This window comes from Pseudarthrobacter enclensis (assembly GCF_030811655.1).
Taxonomy (GTDB): Bacteria; Actinomycetota; Actinomycetes; order Actinomycetales; family Micrococcaceae; genus Arthrobacter; species Arthrobacter enclensis_A.
In genome coordinates this window covers 88,079-106,573 of the sequence record NZ_JAUSRE010000002.1, presented here as the reverse complement: position 1 = coordinate 106,573, position 18,495 = coordinate 88,079, and the positions used below count along the sequence as shown (strand labels likewise).

Below are 18,495 nucleotides of genomic sequence, written 5' to 3'. Positions count from 1 at the left end.
TTGCGACTGAGGGGCAGTAGGCGCCGGCGGCGCTCCCGGCTAAAATCCGTATTGTGATAGCACTATTCCACCAAGCGATAACCGCGGGGGTTCTTTTCAGCAACCGGCGGACGCCCTGATGCCCTACGTCTGCCTGCTCCTCTCGGGCGCCGCGCTGCTGGTCAACGGCCTGGCTGGCCTGGGGCACCTTCCCCGCCGGGACGCTGCCGCCTTCAGCCTGGTGCTGGGCGGCACCCAGTTGGTGCTCGGCGTCGTGCATCTCTCCGCCGCCGGGAATGGTCCGGAAGCGCTGATGACCGCCGCGGGCATGTTCCTGTTCGGGCTGACATACGTGTATGGCGGAATGGACGTCCTGCTGGGGCTGGGCTCCAGGGGGCTCGGGTGGTTCTGCGGCATGGTGGCGTTCGTTGGCCTTCTGCTGGCCGCGGCGTGGCTCGCCGTCGACCCGCTGCTCGCCGTCCTTTGGGTCTGCTGGGCGGTCCTGTGGGGGCTTTTGTTTGCGTCCAACGTTATGGGTGCCGCGCGGCTGGAACCGTTCACGGGTTGGGCCCTGGTCCTTGCCAGCCAGGTGACCGCCACCGTCCCGGCTTTCCTGGGCCTGGCTGGCCTGTGGCCCCGCACCTCCTTGGCAGCGCTGGTGGCGGCTGTGCTCCTGGCAGGACTCTTCGTGGCAGCACGCGCGCTGGCCCGGCGCGGACATGATGGTCCGCGCCGGGCCGGTATAAGCGTTGAGGGGCAGGCAGTAGGGCCGGAGCGCCTTACTGCCGGCTGAGCACAGGCCTGCCGGCGGCGACGTGGTGCCGGCGCTCGATCCCCGACTCGACCAGCAGCCCGGCCAGGAAGACCACAGGAACGGCCGCCAGCAGGGCGATGGCTGTCTCGGCGCTGCCTCCGATCAGGGCCGTGAAGTTGCTGACCACCAGGGACAGGACCCAGGCGAGCAGCACGGTGGCCAGGACAGGCGCAATCCGCGTCTGCCACAGCTTGGCCCCTTCCCGTTCCCGCCGGAAGAAGCTCACCACGGCCACCGAGCACAGCATGTACAGCACCAGCAGGGCGGCCACGGCCAGGCCGCTGAACCAGGAGAAAAGGGTGAGGACCGGGTCCATGGCAAGGATGGCGAACGGAAGCACCAGGACGACGGCGGTTGCGGACTGGACCCAGGCGGCAATGGCTGGTGCGCGGTGCCGGTTGGTCCGGGCCAGGACTGCGGGCATGGAACCGCGCAGGGCCAGGGAGTGCAGGTAGCGGTTGATGCCGTTATGGAAGGCGATGATCCCGGCGAGCAGTGACGTGACCAGCAGGATGCCTGCCACAATGCCGGCCCAGGGGCCGAAAAGTTCAACCAGGGGTCCCAGGACGAAGGAGGTTGCGTCCCCTGACTGGAGGGCGGCGCCTGCGGCATCCATCACCCGGGACGGACCGTAGTAGCTGACCAGCATCCAGGAGATAAAGGAGAAGAAGATGGAGATGACGCCGACAGACAGGTAGGTGGCCCGGGCAACCGTGCGGTGCGGGTCCTTGGCCTCAGCCGAGTAGATGGCGGTGGATTCGAAGCCGAACATGGAGGCCACGGCGAACATGATGGCCACGCCGGGCGCCCCGGCGCCGATGGCTTCGGGCGAGAAGGACGCGGCCACGCTGATGCCTTCGGGACCACCGCCGCTGAACAGGACCGTGAAGCCGAACAGCAGGAGGATGGCCACCTCGAGACCCACCAGGAGGGCCAGGACGCGGGCGCCGAGTTCGATGTTCAGCGAGCCGAGCACCTGGACGCCGGCCATGGTGGCCACTGCCAGCAGCCACCACGGGACTTCAAGCCCGACGGAGGCGAGCAGCCCGGAGAAGGCTGCACCGTACAGGCCGTACATCGCGGCCTGGACAGTGTTGTATGCAAGCAGGGCCAGCCACGCAGCCCCGGCGCCGGTCTTCCTGCCAAAGGCCGCGGTGACGTAGGCGTAAAACGCGCCGTTGGCCTGGATCCTGCGGCTCATGGCCACGAAGCCAACGGCGAAGATCACGATGACGATGCCCACGATGAGGTAGGCGCCGGGGGCGCCGGCCCCGTTGCCCAGGGCTGCGGCCAGCGGCGAGGCGCCCACAATACCCGTCAGGGGCGCCTGGGCCGAGAGGACGAAGAAGAGGATGCCAAGGACGCCGATGCTGCCGGCACGGAGGGCAGTTGAGTGCTCCTTGGCCGGAGCGTCAGTGGTCCGGGGTTCGGAATTCGAAATACTCATTTGATCCTTCTTAACGGTCATGAGTTGGGGAAAATTGCTGTGGGATCCAGCTTGGCAGCGGGCAGCAGAAGGGCTTTGTCCACCAGCGACCAGTTGTTGATTGTCAGCGCAATGCGGGTTCCTGCAGGACGCGTTCCTGCAGTGCGGGGCGGGCGGCGGCCAGCGACACGGCTTCCAGCGCCGCTTCCATGCCGCTTTCAATGGCACCGTCAATGAACCCGCCCCAGCCGTTGGCGATGTCAGAGCCGGCGAAGAGCACGTTGCCGTGGGCCGACTGCATCACGGCCAGGTGGTTGGCCAGGAAACCCGTCCGGTGCATGGGCCAGGTCTCGCCCGCGAGCGGATCCGCCACCCAGTCGTGGGTGGCCACGCCGGCCACCTCCACGCCCGGCACCAGGCGGTTCTCCTGCGGCGGGACGGGTCCTGAGCGGCAAAGACATCCGGGCGCAGAAAAGCGCGGCCGGCCGCCCAAGGCAGCCAGCCGCGCTTTCGATATGAAGTTGTCGTTTGTTACCGGAGCACCACAGTGCGGTTGCCCTGCAGGATGACACGGCCCTCACAGTGCCACTTCACCGCGTTGGAGAGGGCTTTGCATTCGGTATCGCGGCCGGCAGCCACCAGGTCCTCGGGCCCGTAGGTGTGGTCCACGTCCACCACCTGCTGGGAGATGATGGGCCCCTCGTCCAGTTCGGCGTTGACGTAGTGGGCGGTGGCGCCCACGGTCTTCACGCCCCGGGCGTACGCCTGGTGGTACGGCTTGGCGCCCTTGAAGCTGGGCAGGAACGAGTGGTGGATGTTAATGGCGCGGCCGTCCAGCTTGCGGGTGAGGTCGTCGCTGAGCACCTGCATGTAGCGGGCCAGCACCACCAGTTCCACATCCAGCCCATCCACCAGTGCCATCAGCGCAGCCTCGGCGGCAGGTTTGGTCTCGGCGGTGACGGGGACGTGGTGGAACGGGATGCCATGCCACTCCACCAGCGCCTGGTGGTCCCGGTGGTTCGACACCACCGCCACCACATCCACCGGCAGTTCGCCGATCCTGGCGCGGAAGAGCAGGTCGTTGAGGCAGTGGCCGAACTTGGAGACCATGATCAGCACCTTGCGCTTGGATCCCTGGCGTTCCAGCTGCCAGCGCATGCCGAACTTTTCGGCGACAGGGGCGAAGTAGGACCGCAGGGTGTCCAGCGTGGATTCGTCCCCTTCGGAGACAAAGTGCACGCGCATGAAGAAATGGCCCTCGGTGCGCTCACCGAACTGCTTGTTGTCGATGATGTCGCAGCCGTGCTCCAGCAGGAACCCGGAGACGGCGTGGACAATCCCGGGGCCTTCCGGGCAGTCGAGGGTCAGGACGTGTGCCACGGTGGTGGGCACCTTCGGTGCGGGGATCTGGGTTTCAGTAACGGTCATGGCTCAGCACTCGATCACGTTCACGGCGAGTCCTCCTCGGGAGGTTTCCTTGTACTTGGTTTTCATGTCGGCCCCTGTGTCGCGCATGGTCTTGATGGCCTTGTCCAGCGAGACCTTGTGGCTCCCGTCCCCGTGCAGGGCCAGCCGGGCCGCGTTGATCGCCTTGACGCTGGCGATCGCATTCCGTTCGATGCAGGGGATCTGCACCAGGCCGCCCACGGGGTCGCAGGTCAGGCCCAGATTGTGCTCGATCCCCACCTCGGCGGCGTTTTCCACCTGCGCGGGCGTCCCGCCGAGCACTTCACAGAGCCCTGCGGCGGCCATCGAGCAGGCGGAGCCCACCTCACCCTGGCAGCCCACTTCGGCACCTGAGATGGAGGCATTCGTTTTGAACAGGATTCCGACGGCGGCCGCCGCCAGCAGGAAGCGGACCACGCCGTCGTCGTCAGCTCCTGGAACAAACTTCATGTAGTAGTGCAGGACGGCAGGCACGATTCCCGCGGCCCCGTTGGTGGGGGCGGTGACGATTCGCCCGCCGGCGGCATTTTCCTCGTTCACGGCGAGGGCGAACAGGTTGACCCATTCCATGGCGTGGAGCGCGTCCGTGCTGGCCGAGTCTGCTGAAAGTGTCTTGTGGAGCGCGGGCGCCCGCCGGGTTACCTTCAGGCCGCCGGGCAGGATGCCTTCGGCGTTGCAGCCGTTCTGCACGCATTCCTTCATCACGGCCCACAGCCCCAGGAGCTGCTCCCGGAGTTCGGCTTCGCTGCGCCAGGTCAGCTCGTTGGCCAGCATGACATCGGAGATGGACATGCCTTCCCGGCTGCAGATCTGCAGGAGTTCATCCGCCGTGGAAAACGGATACGGCAGCACGGTGTCATCCGCCACCACCTTGTCCGCGCCCCGGGCGTCGCCGTCCACCACGAAGCCGCCGCCGATTGAGTAGAAGCTCCGCTCGCTCAGCACTGCTCCGGTGTGGTCGAAGGCCCGGAAGGTCATGCCGTTGGGGTGCGCGGGAAGGGATTTGCGGCGGTGGAGCACCACGTCCTCTTCCCAGTTGAAGTCCACCCGGTGGGTGCCCGCGACGTGCAGTTCTGCGTTGAGCGCGGCGGCGGCCACCTGGTCATCCGCCGTGAACGTGTTGACGGTTTCGGGTTCCAGGCCCTGCAGCCCCAGGACCACGGCCTTGTCTGAGCCGTGGCCGCGGCCCGTGGCGCCCAGGGAACCGAAGAGTTCCGACTGGACGCGCACGGTGGAGGCCAGCTGCCCGTCGCCCTTCAGCCCGTCAGCGAAGAGCTTGGCCGCCCGCATCGGGCCCACCGTGTGTGACGACGAGGGCCCGATGCCAACAGAGAAGAGGTCCAGGACGCTGAGCGCCATCAGGGGACCTCTGGCGAGGCGTACTCCCGCATGGCGTCCAGGAGCCACCGGCCCAGGAACTCGGCGAAAGAGGCGCGCGGGAAGATCCGGAAAGATTCCTCACCGGTCTTCCACAGGATGGCGGGGATGTTCGCAATCTCCGTGGAGAAGGCGGTGCCGGCCTTGAACACCCGCGGGTGCAGGTCCAGCGAGCAGCCTTTTTCCAGGACGGCACGGGCGCGGGGTCCCGTCAGCTCGAACGTGGTGCGGTTGGCGGAGAGGTCCACCACCTGGCCCGAGTCGCCGCCAAGGGCCTCCCGGAGAGCGGGGATCAGGTCCCCGCCCAGGGACTCGTGGGCCTCGGTGGGTGCCACCACCAGGAACTCGGAGGGGCCCAGCCACAGCACGGAGGCGTCACCTTTGGTGGCCACCGATCCGGAGCCGGCAGGCAGGCCGCCGGTGACGGCGGCCAGCCGGGTTGCGGTTTCCGAGCCGGCGTCCGCCCGGAGCCCCACCATGGTCAGGAAGGGCACTTCGGACAGCTCAACGGTGCCGGCCAGGGAACCGGCGGCGAACGCTTCAGCCAGCTGCTTGGCCGGGCTGACGCGGGCGGCGAGGTTCTTGTCTGCTGAGGTCGGGGATGCTGCTGTTTCAGCCATCTTTACGGGTCCCTTCGGGGTCAAAAAGCACTGTCTCTGCCACAACCACGTCCACCAGCTGGTCGCCGGCGGCTGCAACGAGCGTTTCGCCGATGCGGTTGCGTCCGTTCTTGATGAGGGCCAGGCCGAATGAGCGGCCCAGCGCGGCGCTGTGGTAGCTGGAGGTGACGAAGCCTTCCATCGGCACCGGGCCATAGGCCGGATTGGTGGAGCGGCCCTTTTCCACGAGCTGGGTGCCTTCGGGCAGCCGGAGCGTGCCGTCCACGGGCAGGACGCTGACCAGGTGCTTGCGGTCCTCGCGCTGGGCGTCCAGGCGGGAGTAGGAGCGCTTGCCGATGAAGTCCTTGGCCTTGGAGACGATCCACTCCATGCCGGCGTCCTGGGGGGTGACGGTGCCGTCCGTGTCCTGCCCGACGATCGGGTACCCCTTTTCGGCGCGGAGCACGTGCATGGTTTCGGTGCCATACGGGGTGATGTTGAATTCCGCACCGGCAGCCGCCACAGCCTCCCAGGTGTTCAGCCCGTACCAGGCCGGGACGTTGATCTCGTAGGCCAGTTCGCCGGAGAACGAGATGCGGCAGATCCGCGCGCGGACACCCGAGGCGAGGGTGGTTTCGCGGAAGGTCATGAAGGGGAAGGCCTCGGCGTCCAGGCCGCCGTTGGCAGCCAGTTCCGGCGCCACCTTGGCGATGACTTCACGGGACTTGGGGCCGACGACGGCAATGGTGCTCCACTGCTCGGTCACCGAGGTGCACTTGACGTCCAGCCCAGGCCATTCGGTCTGCAGCCATTCCTCCAGCCAGTCCAGCACCTTGGCGGCGCCGCCGGTGGTGGTGGTCATGAAGTAGGTTTCGTCGTCCACGCGGAGGGTCACGCCGTCGTCGAAAATCATGCCGTCCGGGGTGCACATGACGCCGTAGCGTGCGGAGCCGGGGGCGAGCTTCTTGAACGCGTTGGTGTAGATCCGGTTCAGGAACTCCCCTGCGTCCTTGCCGCGGATCTCGATCTTGCCCAGGGTGGTGGCGTCCATGAAGCCCACGGACTCGCGGACTGCAGCGCATTCGCGCAGCACGGCGGCGTCCATGTCCTCCCCGTCCTGCGGGTAGTACCAGGGGCGCTTCCACTGTCCAACGTCCTCGAACAGCGCGCCCTTGGCGACATGCCAGGGGTGGATCGAGGTGACGCGGGCGGGATCGAACAGCTCGCCGCGCTGGCGTCCGGCCAGTGCAGCAAAAGCCACCGGGGTGAACGGCGCACGATAGGTGGTGGTGCCGATGTCACCGATGCCGCGCGAGGCCTCGCCGGCCGTGCGCAGGGCCGCGGCGATGACACCGATGGCGTTGACGCCCGAGGTCTTGCCCTGGTCGTTGGCGGTGCTGATGGAGGTGTACCGCTTGATGTGCTCCACGGAGCGCATGCCTGCGCCGGTAGAGCGGAGCACGTCCGCCACGGACTGGTCGCGCTGGAAGTCCACGAAGTGGTGGTGCCAGTCGTCAGGCGTGCCGCTCTCGCCCGGCACCAGCCAGAGCTGGCGGGTGGGGGCGGAGGCCTTCGGCTCACCAAACACGGAAGGCTCGACGGCGGACGCGAACCCGGCGGCGATGGCCGCCCTCGCGCCGGCGGAGACGCCCTCGGCGACGCAGTCTTCGGTGGCGAAGGACCCGCGGCCGGAGCCGATGGTCTGCTGGTTGGGCACTTCGGTGCTGGGCACGAAGGCTGCCAGGTCGTCGTCCCAGCGCAGCTTGCCCTGCCGCTGCGAGTGCAGGTGGACCAGCGGGCTCCAGCCGCCGGACACTGCCAGGAGGTCTGCGGAGATCTGTTCGACGCCCGAGGTGAGCTCGCCGTCGTCGTTGATGCTGCGGACCGTGACCCCGTCCAGGCGGCCGTCGGCGCCTGCCGAGGTGTTGGCCACCGCGCTGCCGATCAGCACCCGGATGCCGGATTCGACGGCGGCCGTCGCCACGGCGGTGAGCTTGGGACGGGCGTCCACCACGGCTGCGACCTTGACGCCGGCGGCGGCGAGGTCGGCGGCGACGTCATAGGCGCTGTCATTGGTGGTGCCGATGACCACGCGCTTGCCGGCGGCAACGCCGTAACGGTTGAGGTAGCTGCGCACGGCAGAGGCCAGCATGATGCCCGGACGGTCATTGTTCTCGAACACCAGGGGACGCTCGTGCGCGCCGGGCGCCAGCACCACCTGGTTGGCACGGATGTGCCAAATCCGCTGGCGGGAGACGCCGGGGGCAGCGGGACTGGAGAGGTGGTCGGTGCGGTTCTGGACGGCGATGACGTAGTTGGCGTCGTAGGCGCCGAACGCGGTAGTGCGGTTCAGGACGGTGGATTCCGCGCCGGAAACCAGCTCGGCTTCGACGTCGGCAACCCATTCCAGGGCCGGCTTGCCTTCGATCGTCTCGGCCAGTCCCTCAGCGGTGGAGCCGGAGAGCAGGGAGCCGCCGAGTTCGGGCTGGTCGTCCAGCAGCATGACGCGGGCTCCGGTGCGGACGGCCTCGCGGGCTGCGGCGAGTCCGGCGGGGCCGCCGCCGACAACCAGGACGTCGGTGTGGACGTACTTTTTGTCGTATTCGGCGCGGTCGTCCTCCGGGTCAAGCTTGCCCAAGCCGTTCAGCAGCGTGGCCTTGAGCCCGTCGACCAGGGAGACGGTAGTGGCGGGGAGCATGGATTCGGCGACGTGGCCGGGGAAGCGGGCTTCCACGCGGACCAGGGCGTTGGCCTCTTCCACGCCTGCGGACATGATGCCGCGGGGCCGGTCCTCGTAGAGCGAGTTCCCGGCAGCGATGTGGCCGTTGGCCAGCAGGGCCGAGGCCAGGGTGTCACCCGGGTGGCCGCTGAACTCCTCGCCGTCCACGGTGAAGCGCCAGGAGATGGTGCGGTCGATGCGGCCGCCGGTAGCCAGGCGGGCGTTCTGGGAAGTCACTTGGTCGCTCCTTCCGGGGCGGTGGTGCTGAGGATGCTCGTGGTGGAGGTGCTGGGTGCGGCACTTCCCGTGGTGGTGCTGTCAGGGCCGGTGCTGGCGGTCCCGGTCTCGGGCGTGGCCCTCGAGGAACTGTCGGGCCGCGGCGTGCCCATCTTGTAGACGGCCTTGATGTCGTAGCTCACGGTGTCGCGGAGCATGTTGAACCACTGGCGGCATCCGGTGCTGTGGACCCAGCGCTCGGCGAAGATGCCTTTGGGGTTCTCCCGGTAGAAGAGGTAGCGGGACCACTCCGTGTCGGTCAGCTCGTTCGGGTTCTCCGGGTACGGGACGTGGGCCTGGCCGCCGTAGTGGAATTCGGTTTCGTCCCGCGGGCCGCAGTTGGGGCATGGGATCAGCAGCATGTGCGTTGGTCCTTTCTGGTGGCGGGGCTAGTGGGCCACGGCGGCGGCGCCGTGTTCGTCGATGAGGGCGCCGGTTTCGAAGCGTTCCAGCGAGAACGGCTTGTTCAGCGCGTGCGGTGCGCCGGTGGCGATGGTGTGCGCGAAGGTCATGCCCGCGGCGGGCGTGCCCTTGAATCCGCCGGTTCCCCAGCCGCAGTTCACGAACATGTTCTCCACCGGGGTGGTGCCCACGATCGGCGAGGCGTCCATGGTGGTGTCCACGATGCCGCCCCAGGTCCGGAGTACGTGCGCCCGGGCAAAGATGGGGAAGAGCTCGACGGCGGCCGCCATCTGCTGCTCGATCACGTGGAAAGAGCCGCGCTGGCCGTAGCCGTTGTAGGAGTCAACACCGGCGCCCATGACCAGTTCGCCCTTGTGTGCCTGCGAGACGTAGACGTGGACGTGGTTGGACATGACCACCGTGGGGTGGACGGGCTCGTGCAGCTCAGAAACCAGGGCCTGCAGCGGGTGGGACTGGATGGGCAACTGGAAACCGGCCATCTCTGCCAGGACCGAGCTGTGGCCGGCGGCGCAGAGGCCCACCTTTTCGGTGTTGATGGTGCCGCGGTTGGTCTTGACGCCCACCACGCGGTCGCCGTCCTTGAGGAAGCCGGTGACTTCGCAGTTCTGGATGATGTCCACGCCCATTTCATCGCATTTGCGGGCGAAGGCCCAGGCCACGTGGTCGTGCTTAGCGATGCCGGCGCGGGGCTGGTAGGTGGCGCCCATGACGGGGTAGCGGATGTTGTCCCGGATGTTCAGGATGGGGCAGAGTTCCTTGACCTGCTGCGGGTCCAGCCACTCGGCGTCCACACCGTTGAGCTTGTTGGCGCCCACGCGGCGGATGCTTTCGCGGACGTCGCCCAGGGTGTGGGCCAGGTTCATCACGCCACGCTGGCTGAACAGGAAGTCGTACTCAAGTTCCTCGGGCAGGATTTCCCAGAGCTTGAGCGCGTGCTCGTAGATGGCGGCGCTCTCGTCCCAGAGGTAGTTGGAGCGGATGATGGTGGTGTTGCGGGCCATGTTGCCGCCGGCCAGCCAGCCCTTTTCCAGGACGGCAATGTTGGTCATGCCGTGGTTCTTCGCCAGGAAGTACGCGGTGGCCAGGCCGTGCCCGCCACCGCCGACAACCACGGCGTCGTAAGAGGACTTGGGTTCCGGGTTCCGCCAGAGGAAATCCGGGTGCTCCGGAAGGTGCTGGGTGCTCACTGGGCGGCTCCAATCAGGTCTGCCTCGATGCCGGCCAGGTTGGCGTCGGCGGAGAGGTGCGGATAGAGGGGGAACTTGGCGGCCAGGGCCGTCACGCGTTCCCGGAGTTCGACGGCGGTGTCCCCGGGGAGGCTGCCCGTGCCGGCGGAGGCAATCAGCGCAGTGGCGATGATGTCCGCAACCTCGGTGAATTCCGCGGCGCCGAAGCCGCGGGCGGCCAGGGCGGGGGTGCCGATCCGGAGTCCGGAGGAGACCATCGGCGGGCGGGGGTCGAAGGGGACGGCGTTGCGGTTGACGGTGATGCCGATCTGGTGGAGGGCGTCCTCGCCCTGCTGGCCGTCGAGCTCCGAGTTGCGCAGGTCCACCAGGACCAGGTGGACGTCGGTACCGCCGTTGACCACGGAGATGCCGGCGGCTGCCACGTCGTCCTTGAGGAGGCGTTCAGCCAGGAGCTTGGCTCCCTGCAGGACGCGCTCCTGGCGTTCCTTGAATTCGGGGGCTGCGGCGAGCTTGAAGGCCACGGCCTTGGCAGCGACCACGTGCTCCAGCGGTCCACCCTGCTGGCCGGGGAACACCGCGCTGTTGATCTTCTTGGCGTACTCCTCCTTGGCCAGGATGACGCCGCCGCGGGGTCCGCCCAGTGTCTTGTGGGTGGTGGTGGTGACCACGTCCGCGTAGGGGACGGGGTTGGGGTGCAGGCCTGCGGCGACGAGGCCGGCGAAGTGGGCCATGTCCACCATCAGGTAGGCGCCAACCAGGTCGGCGATGCGGCGGAACTCGGCGAAGTCCAGCTGGCGGGAGTAGGCGGACCAGCCGGCAACGATCAGCTTGGGCTTGTGCTCCAGGGCCAGGGCTTCCACCTCGGCCATGTCGATCCGGAGGTCATCTTCGCGGACATGGTACGGAACCACGTTGTACAGCTTGCCGGAGAAGTTGATCTTCATGCCGTGGGTCAGGTGGCCGCCGTGGGCCAGGGACAGGCCAAGGATGGTGTCGCCCGGGTTCAGCAGGGCGAACATGGCGGCGGCATTGGCCTGCGCGCCGGAGTGCGGCTGGACGTTGGCGAACTCTGCGCCAAAGAGGGCCTTCACGCGGTCGATGGCCAGCTGCTCGATGACGTCGACGTGCTCGCAGCCGCCGTAGTAGCGCTTGCCCGGGTAGCCCTCGGCGTACTTGTTGGTGAGGACCGAGCCCTGGGCCTCCATCACGGCGGACGGAGCGAAGTTCTCCGACGCGATCATTTCAAGGGTGGACTGCTGGCGGTGCAGTTCCCGTGCCACAGCGGCGGCGACGTCGGCGTCTACCGTGGCGAGCGAGGCATTCAGTACATCCTGCATGGTTCTCCTTCTAAGCCCTTCGGAGTTACTGACCTATAACTGATCTGTAACTGATATATTAGAACTGTCGTAATAGTATGTTCCAGATCACTTGGACGTCAATAGCACTCCTGGGAAGGCTCGAGATGAGCGTCACATTAGAGAACCACCTCGCTGGGGAGGGAGACCTCTCGCTCTCCGAACAGGCCTACCGGCACCTCCGCGACCGGCTCATCATGCTGGACATCCGGCCGGGCGAGGCGATCAACGACGGCAAGCTGGCGGCCGAGCTCGGGATTGGCCGGACGCCGGTCCGGGAAGCACTCAAACGCCTGGAAAGCGACCACCTCGTGGTCTCCTACCCCCGCCGCGGAACGTTCGCCACCATCGTCGACATCACCGAACTCGCCGACGTCTCCGAGCTGCGCGAATCCCTGGAGCCCCTGGCGGCGCGCCGGGCCGCCAAGCTGGCAACGCCGGCACTGCGCGCGGAAATCAGGGAGACTGCAGCGGCAATCTCCACCATGGGCGATGACGACGACCCCTACGACCTCATGCGGTACGACATCAAAGTCCACCGGCTGATCTACCGGGCCGCGGCCAACTCGCACCTCGAGGACGTGCTGATCCGCTACGACAACCTGGCCACGCGCATCTGGTGCATGGTGCTGGAAAAGGTGCCCTCCGTCGCGTCCCACATCGCCGAGCACGTGGAGCTGCTGGAGGCAGTGGCCGACGGCGACGCGGAGCGGGCGGGCAAGCTCGCCCTGGAGCACGTCACCAGTTTCGAACAGGCCATCCGCAACGTGCTTTAGCGGTGGTGCTTCACGCTCTGTTACCGCAGCCGGCTGCGCACTTCCCTGGCAAACTCCAGCGTGGTGGCTGAGCCGCCAAGATCCGGCGTCGCAATTCCTTCCGCAAGCGTGGACTCGAACGCCGCGGTCAGGGATCGGGCCGCCGCCTCCTCCCCCAGGTGGTCCAGCATCATGGCCGCAGCCCACAGCGCGCCCACGGGATTCGCGATGCCCTTGCCCGCAATGTCCGGGGCAGAACCGTGGACCGGCTCGAACATTGACGGGTACCGGCGTTCAGGGTTCAGGTTGGCGCTGGGAGCGATGCCGATGGAGCCGGCCACTCCGGCCACCAGGTCGGACAGGATGTCGCCGAACAAATTCGACGCCACAATGGTGCGGACGCTCGTGGGCTTCATGACCAGCCGTGCCGCGAGGGCATCGATAAGCACCTTGTCCACCGTGACGTCCGGGAACTGTTCCACCGTCCGGGCCACTACCTCGTCCCAGAACGGCATGGTGTGGATGATGCCGTTGGATTTGGTGGCGGAGACCAGCGTGCCGCCCCGTCCGGCGGCGGTCTTTGCGGCGTAGCGCGCCACGCGGGTAATGCCCGCCTTGGTGAACACGCTCTCCTGGACGGCAAATTCCGCGTCCGTCCCGGCGCCGAAGCGGCCGCCGATCTGCGAGTATTCGCCTTCAACGTTTTCGCGCACCACCACGATGTCCAGGTCCTCGATCTCCGGCATCGCACCGGTCACTCCGGGCAGCAGCTTCATGGGGCGAAGGTTGACGTACTGGTCGAACTCCCGCCGGATGGGAATCAGCAGCCCCCACAGGGTCACGTCATCCGGAACGTCAGGCGTGCCCACTGCTCCCAAATAGATCCCGTCGCCGCTGCTGAGCTGCTCGATACCGTCAACGGGCATCATGCGGCCCGTTTTGACGTAAAAATCGCTGTTCCAGTCGCGGACCCGCCACGACACGCCAAAGCCGTGCAGCCCGGCCACCGCGTCCACGCACTCCATGGCCACGTCCGTGACATCAACGCCGATGCCGTCACCGGGAATGGAATCGATGGTGTAGGTGCGGGTCATGTTGTTCCAATCGCTCGTTCATTCCTGTGTGCCTAAATCGTAAAGGCAGCAGCCAGGGCTCCAAGGTGTGACGTGGCATACTTCCCTAGAGGTGCCCGGCCGGGAGGGCCGGCGGAAGCGCGAAAGGCCGGTCAAGATGCAGGAAACCGTAAACGAGGACCAGGAAGCGCACCGGCATGTGCTGTCTGCATTGTCCCGGGAGCGGCAGCTTGGGCTGCGCCCGGACCAGGATTTTGACCGGCGCCTCGACGGACACTTTCCCACCCTCCGCAGCCTGTTCCACTCCCTGTACGGCGACCGCAATGACTGGCTGGACCAGCTGACGGACCTGGTCCTCCAGTGCGCCCGGTCCTGGCAGGAGCGGCCACCGGAGCTGAAGGCAACGGACGCGGAGCGCGAAGGCGCCCCGGACTGGTTCCAGTCCAACCGGATGCTGGGCGGCGTCTGCTACGTGGACCGCTACGCCGAAAGCCTGGAAGGAGTCCGGGCCCGGATCCCCTACTTCAAGGAACTGGGCCTGACGTACCTGCACCTCATGCCGCTGTTCCTGGCACCCGAGCCGCACTCCGACGGTGGGTACGCGGTGTCCAGCTACCGGGAGGTCAATCCCAAGCTGGGCACCATGGAGCAACTGCGGTCCCTGGCAGCGGAACTGAAGGACAACGGCATCAGCCTGGTGGTGGACTTCATCTTCAACCACACCTCCGACGAACACGAGTGGGCGCGGAAGGCAGCCGCGGGGGACCCGGAGTACAGCGATTACTACTGGATCTTTCCGGACCGCACCATCCCGGACGCGTTCGAGGCGAACGTCCGCGAGATCTTCCCGGAGAACCACCCCGGGTCCTTCATCCGGATGGAGGACGGCCGCTGGGTGTGGGCCACGTTCCACACCTACCAGTGGGACCTGAACTACTCCAACCCCGACGTCTTCCGTGCCATGGCAGGCGAGATGCTGTTCCTGGCCAACCAGGGCGTGGACATCCTGCGCATGGATGCCGTGGCCTTCATCTGGAAGCAGCTGGGGACACCATGCGAGAACCTGCCCCAGGCGCACACGCTGCTGCGGGCCTTCAACGCGGTGTGCCGCTTGGCGGCGCCGTCGCTGCTGTTCAAGTCCGAGGCGATCGTGCACCCGGACGAAGTCGCCCTCTACATCGACCCCAAGGAATGCCAGCTTTCGTACAACCCCCTGCAGATGGCACTGATCTGGGAGTCCCTGGCCACCCGTGACGTCTCGCTCCTGGCCCAGGCCCTGGAACGCAGGCACAACATCCCGGACGGCACGGCCTGGGTGAACTACGTCCGCAGCCATGATGACATCGGCTGGACCTTCGCCGACGAGGACGCCGCCGAGCTGGGCATCAACGGCTTCGACCACCGCCGCTTCCTGAACTCCTTCTACGTCAACAGGTTCCCCGGCAGCTTCGCCCGCGGCGTCCCCTTCCAGGACAACCCCAAGACCGGTGACTGCCGGATTTCCGGCACGACGGCGTCCCTGTGCGGCATGGAGGTGAACCCGGCTGAGGCGGTGGAGCGGATCCTCCTGGCCCATTCGGTGCCGTTCAGCACCGGCGGTATCCCCCTGCTGTACCTGGGAGACGAGGTGGGTCAGGTCAATGACTACGGCTACGCGTCCGAGCCCGGCCACGGGGAGGACAGCCGATGGGTGCACCGGCCGCACTTCCCGGCGGAGCAGTACGCCCGGCGCTTGGACCCGGACACGCCGGAGGGCGCCGTGTACGCGGGATTGAAGAGGATGGTCGAGGTGCGCGCCGGCACCCCCGAATTTGCCGGGACCACGCTCATCGACTTCGGCACCAACAACCGCTCCGTGCTCGGGTACCAGCGGCCGGGGGACGCGGAAGGCGGCAGCACCATCCTCGCGCTGGCCAATTTCAGCGACTCACCCCAGACCCTGGCCGGGGAGACCTTCGGCGGGTACTCCCCTGCCGCCGTCGACCTTCTCTCCGAAGCAGCCCTGCGGCTGGACGGCGGCGTCACCCTCCTGCCCCGTCAGTATCTCTGGCTGCGCGTTACGCCGCAGTAATTGGGAGCTGGCGCCGGGCCGTGAAAGCATACGGATCATGGCCTCCAAGATTGCGTACCAGGGTGAGCCCGGCGCCAACTCCAACATCGCGTGTCAGCAAATGTTCCCGGACATGGAAAGCGTCCCGTGTGCCAGCTTCGAGGATGCCTTTGAGCTGGTAAGCAGCGGTGAGGCGGAGCTGGCCATGATCCCGATCGAGAACTCGATCGCCGGCCGCGTGGCGGATATCCATATCCTGCTGCCGCAGTCCAACCTGCAGATCGTGGGCGAATACTTCCTGCCCATCCACTTCGACCTGCTGGGCATCCCGGGCAGCACCATCGAGGCCGCCACCGAGGTGCACAGCCACATCCATGCGCTGGGCCAGTGCCGGAAGCTGATCCGCGAACATGGCCTCAAGCCGGTCATCGCCGGTGACACCGCCGGGTCCGCCCGGGAGGTGGCCGAGTGGAACGATCCCCGCAAGCTCTCCCTCGCTCCCCCGCTGGCCGCGCAAATCTACGGCCTGGATGTCCTGGCGTCCGGCGTGGAGGACGACCCCTCCAACACCACCCGCTTCGTGGTGCTGGCCCGGGAAACGGCACTGCCGGCCCGGGAAGAACTTCCCGGACCGGCAGTGACGAGTTTCCTGTTCCGCGTCCGCAATGTCCCCTCCGCCCTCTACAAGGCGCTGGGCGGTTTCGCCACCAACGGCGTGAACATGACCCGGCTGGAGAGCTACATGGTGGGCAACGAGTTCGCGGCCACCATGTTCATGGCGGACGTCGAAGGCCACCCCGAGGACCTGCCGCTGAAGCTGGCCCTCGAGGAACTGGACTTTTTCACCACCGAGGTGCGGATCCTCGGCGTGTACCCGGCCGCGGACTACCGGGCGGCGGCAGCCACCGCCTGACGCGGCTTTGCGGGGGCGGCCTGCAGGAGCGGGGTGAAGAACGCGCCCAGTTCCGCCGTTGCGGTCAGGGGCAGGACATTGGCAACGTACTGGTCCGGACGGACCACCACCACAACGCCGTTGCGGTCCAGGCCGCGCAGGTCGAAGATGTCCGCCTTGGGATCGGTGGCGTAGACCTTTTCGTAGTCGGTCAGCTTGAAGGGGCCCACCTGGGGCTTGAAGACGGCCGGCACAGCGCTGATGTCGACGGCGGTGTGCGGCTGCTGGTAGACCACCTTCAGGTCGAACCACGCATCCGGGTCGGCGCTGGCAGGCGTCGAGGCCAAGGGGGACTCCGGCGAATTGGCGAACCACTCGGCGAGCATGTCCGTGGCGGAGTTGGTGCCGGGAAGCGCGCCATCCGCGAAGACGTAGATCCGCCAGCGGCCGTCAGCGGTGGCGTGGTGGCCCAGGTGGATGGGGTTGGTGTCCCCCACCCGCACCACCGGGGCTGATTTGAAGCGCTTGCCCACGGGGAAGCCGGCGGCCAGCTCCTGGTGGTCCGCGGAGCCAACGATCAGGGACGGCGTGTACTGGGTCATGAACCCGGCCGGGAATTCGGCGGTCTGCACATAGAAGTCCTCGAGGTCCGAGGGGTGCTCGAACTCCTCCGGCTTCTTGGCCATCATGGTTGACCACTCCTTGTCGAAGTCGATCAGGTTCCTCGCCACCACCTGGCGTTCCGCCGAGTATGTGGCCAGCAGGCTCTCCGGGCTGCGCCCTTCCAGCACGTGCCCCAGCTTCCAGGCAATGTTGAAGCCGTCCTGCATGGAGACGTTCATGCCCTGGCCGGCCTTTGCACTGTGCGTGTGGCACGCATCGCCGGTGATGAAGACCCGCGGGGTCCGGGTGCCGCGTTCCTCCGGCAGGACGTCGTCGAACCTGTCCGTCAACCGGTGGCCCACCTCGTACACGCTGTGCCAGGCGATGTTCCGCACGTCCAGGGTGTAGGGGTGGAGGATCTCGTTGGCCTTGGCGATGATCTCTTCGATGGAGGTGTCGCGGACCGAGTGGTGGCTGTTGGGGTCAACCTCGCCCAGGTCCACGTACATGCGGAACAGGTGGCCACCTTCGCGGGGAATGAGCAGGATGCTGCCCTTTTCGCCCTGGATGGCGCACTTGGTGCGGATGTCCGGGAAGTCGGTGACGGCGAGCGCGTCCATGACGCCCCAGGCGTGGTTGGCCTGGTCGCCGGCGAGCGTGCAGCCGATGGCCTGGCGCACCTTGCTGCGCGCGCCGTCCGCGCCCACCACGTACTTGGCACGGACCACCCGTTCCCGGCCCTCGTTGGGTCCGTCGGTGTGGCGGAGCGTGACGGTCACCGGGTAGTCACCGCCGCCGGCCACCTCCAGTCCCTGGAAGTCGTAGCCGTAGTCGGGCTTCATGCGCGTGGGCGCGTTGGCCATGTATTCCGCGAAGTAATCCAGCACGCGCGCCTGGTTGACGATCAGGTGCGGGAATTCGCTGATGCCCATTTCGTCGTCCACGGCACGGGCGGTGCGGATGATGTTGGCGTGGTTGGCGGGGTCCGGCTTCCAGAACGCCATTTCGGTGATCCGGTAGGCCTCCGCGATGATCCGCTCCGCGAACCCAAAAGCCTGGAAGGTCTCCACACTGCGGGCCTGGATGCCGTCCGCCTGGCCGATGGCCAGCCTTCCCGGGCGCCGCTCGATGATGCGGGTGGTGATGTTGGGGAACATGGACAGCTGGGCCGCGGCGAGCATTCCGGCAGGACCGGTGCCCACGATGAGCACGTCCACTTCCTCCGGAAGCTCCTCGGGGCGGTTAAGGCCGACGCCGGCCGCCGGCTGGACACGCGGGTCACCGGATACGTATCCGTGGTGGTGGAACTGCACGGGCTTTCCTCACTTCGTCGTGGATGATTATCTAGCGAGCTTCGTTCTATATCAGAACAAGCAATTCGATAATCGAAACTATAAATCTCGCTTCCACTGTACGCCCGATGTGATCCGGGCGACAAGTGCCCCTTAGCCGGCCCCCAAAATCCGCTCAAATCAAGGGGTTGACGAAGCCGCGGCGATGGGTGATAGTGATCGTATACGA

Annotated in this window: 15 protein-coding genes; 4 read left to right on the top strand and 11 right to left on the bottom strand. The window is 66.9% G+C overall.

The window, feature by feature from the left end; translation table 11 throughout:
- Positions 1-118 precede the first annotated feature (118 nt).
- Positions 119-772, top strand: coding sequence for an AmiS/UreI family transporter (locus J2X98_RS02180; RefSeq protein WP_307303852.1), 654 nt, complete (start codon positions 119-121; stop codon positions 770-772).
- On the opposite strand, the gene J2X98_RS02175 is transcribed toward J2X98_RS02180, so the two are convergent.
- From J2X98_RS02175 to glyA, 9 genes are all read right to left on the bottom strand, one after another.
- Positions 759-2,240: an APC family permease gene (locus J2X98_RS02175; RefSeq protein WP_307303851.1), complete on the bottom strand. Its 1,482-nt coding sequence runs from the start codon at positions 2,238-2,240 to the stop codon at positions 759-761. The genes J2X98_RS02180 and J2X98_RS02175 overlap by 14 nt on opposite strands.
- A 103-nt stretch (positions 2,241-2,343) precedes the next feature.
- Positions 2,344-2,634, bottom strand: coding sequence for an FAD-dependent oxidoreductase (locus J2X98_RS02170; protein WP_307303849.1), 291 nt, complete (start codon positions 2,632-2,634; stop codon positions 2,344-2,346).
- A gap of 116 nt (positions 2,635-2,750) precedes the next feature.
- Positions 2,751-3,647: a formyltetrahydrofolate deformylase gene (gene purU / locus J2X98_RS02165; protein WP_307303847.1), complete on the bottom strand. Its 897-nt coding sequence runs from the start codon at positions 3,645-3,647 to the stop codon at positions 2,751-2,753.
- A gap of 3 nt (positions 3,648-3,650) precedes the next feature.
- The gene (locus J2X98_RS02160) at positions 3,651-5,024 is read right to left on the bottom strand and encodes an L-serine ammonia-lyase (protein WP_307303845.1); all 1,374 of its coding nucleotides are present in this window, start codon (positions 5,022-5,024) and stop codon (positions 3,651-3,653) included.
- Positions 5,024-5,662, bottom strand: coding sequence for a sarcosine oxidase subunit gamma (locus tag J2X98_RS02155; RefSeq protein WP_307303842.1), 639 nt, complete (start codon positions 5,660-5,662; stop codon positions 5,024-5,026). Before J2X98_RS02155 ends, J2X98_RS02160 begins: the two co-directional genes overlap by 1 nt.
- A complete protein-coding gene (locus J2X98_RS02150; protein WP_307303839.1) occupies positions 5,655-8,597 on the bottom strand; it encodes a sarcosine oxidase subunit alpha family protein in 2,943 nt (980 codons plus the stop codon). The genes J2X98_RS02155 and J2X98_RS02150 overlap by 8 nt, the downstream gene beginning before the upstream one ends.
- Positions 8,594-8,998 carry a sarcosine oxidase subunit delta gene (locus J2X98_RS02145; protein ID WP_141945424.1) on the bottom strand — a complete coding sequence of 135 codons (405 nt, stop codon included), beginning with the start codon at positions 8,996-8,998 and terminating at the stop codon, positions 8,594-8,596. Before J2X98_RS02145 ends, J2X98_RS02150 begins: the two co-directional genes overlap by 4 nt.
- A gap of 27 nt (positions 8,999-9,025) precedes the next feature.
- Positions 9,026-10,246: a sarcosine oxidase subunit beta family protein gene (locus tag J2X98_RS02140; protein ID WP_307303835.1), complete on the bottom strand. Its 1,221-nt coding sequence runs from the start codon at positions 10,244-10,246 to the stop codon at positions 9,026-9,028.
- A complete protein-coding gene (glyA, locus tag J2X98_RS02135; protein WP_141945420.1) occupies positions 10,243-11,583 on the bottom strand; it encodes a serine hydroxymethyltransferase in 1,341 nt (446 codons plus the stop codon). The genes J2X98_RS02140 and glyA overlap by 4 nt, the downstream gene beginning before the upstream one ends.
- 125 nt (positions 11,584-11,708) lie before the next feature.
- Between glyA and J2X98_RS02130 the strand changes: the two genes are divergently transcribed.
- Positions 11,709-12,377 (top strand): GntR family transcriptional regulator, encoded by a 669-nt coding sequence (locus tag J2X98_RS02130; protein ID WP_307303831.1) that lies wholly within the window; start codon positions 11,709-11,711, stop codon positions 12,375-12,377.
- Between the two features lie 20 nt (positions 12,378-12,397).
- Here J2X98_RS02130 and J2X98_RS02125 read toward each other — a convergent pair whose 3' ends face one another.
- The gene (locus tag J2X98_RS02125) at positions 12,398-13,450 is read right to left on the bottom strand and encodes a tartrate dehydrogenase (protein WP_307303828.1); all 1,053 of its coding nucleotides are present in this window, start codon (positions 13,448-13,450) and stop codon (positions 12,398-12,400) included.
- A gap of 136 nt (positions 13,451-13,586) precedes the next feature.
- Here J2X98_RS02125 and J2X98_RS02120 point away from each other — a divergent pair, with 136 nt between their 5' ends.
- Both J2X98_RS02120 and J2X98_RS02115 read left to right on the top strand, forming a co-directional pair.
- Positions 13,587-15,500: an amylosucrase gene (locus tag J2X98_RS02120; RefSeq protein WP_307303825.1), complete on the top strand. Its 1,914-nt coding sequence runs from the start codon at positions 13,587-13,589 to the stop codon at positions 15,498-15,500.
- Positions 15,501-15,537: 37 nt separating this feature from the next.
- The gene (locus J2X98_RS02115) at positions 15,538-16,392 is read left to right on the top strand and encodes a prephenate dehydratase (protein ID WP_141945411.1); all 855 of its coding nucleotides are present in this window, start codon (positions 15,538-15,540) and stop codon (positions 16,390-16,392) included.
- On the opposite strand, the gene J2X98_RS02110 is transcribed toward J2X98_RS02115, so the two are convergent.
- Positions 16,365-18,287: an FAD-binding monooxygenase gene (locus tag J2X98_RS02110; RefSeq protein WP_307303819.1), complete on the bottom strand. Its 1,923-nt coding sequence runs from the start codon at positions 18,285-18,287 to the stop codon at positions 16,365-16,367. The two genes, J2X98_RS02115 and J2X98_RS02110, sit on opposite strands and share 28 nt — an antisense overlap.
- Positions 18,288-18,495 lie beyond the last annotated feature (208 nt).

Bases quoted from the DNA above. Each gene is read 5' to 3' on its own strand.
- J2X98_RS02180 (WP_307303852.1), top strand. From the start codon at position 119: ATGCCCTACGTCTGCCTGCTCCTCTCGGGCGCCGCGCTGCTGGTCAAC.
- J2X98_RS02175 (WP_307303851.1), bottom strand. From the start codon at position 2,240: ATGAGTATTTCGAATTCCGAACCCCGGACCACTGACGCTCCGGCCAAG.
- purU (WP_307303847.1), bottom strand. From the start codon at position 3,647: ATGACCGTTACTGAAACCCAGATCCCCGCACCGAAGGTGCCCACCACC.
- J2X98_RS02160 (WP_307303845.1), bottom strand. From the start codon at position 5,024: ATGGCGCTCAGCGTCCTGGACCTCTTCTCTGTTGGCATCGGGCCCTCG.
- J2X98_RS02155 (WP_307303842.1), bottom strand. From the start codon at position 5,662: ATGGCTGAAACAGCAGCATCCCCGACCTCAGCAGACAAGAACCTCGCC.
- J2X98_RS02145 (WP_141945424.1), bottom strand. From the start codon at position 8,998: ATGCTGCTGATCCCATGCCCCAACTGCGGCCCGCGGGACGAAACCGAA.
- glyA (WP_141945420.1), bottom strand. From the start codon at position 11,583: ATGCAGGATGTACTGAATGCCTCGCTCGCCACGGTAGACGCCGACGTC.
- J2X98_RS02130 (WP_307303831.1), top strand. From the start codon at position 11,709: ATGAGCGTCACATTAGAGAACCACCTCGCTGGGGAGGGAGACCTCTCG.
- J2X98_RS02125 (WP_307303828.1), bottom strand. From the start codon at position 13,450: ATGACCCGCACCTACACCATCGATTCCATTCCCGGTGACGGCATCGGC.
- J2X98_RS02120 (WP_307303825.1), top strand. From the start codon at position 13,587: ATGCAGGAAACCGTAAACGAGGACCAGGAAGCGCACCGGCATGTGCTG.
- J2X98_RS02115 (WP_141945411.1), top strand. From the start codon at position 15,538: ATGGCCTCCAAGATTGCGTACCAGGGTGAGCCCGGCGCCAACTCCAAC.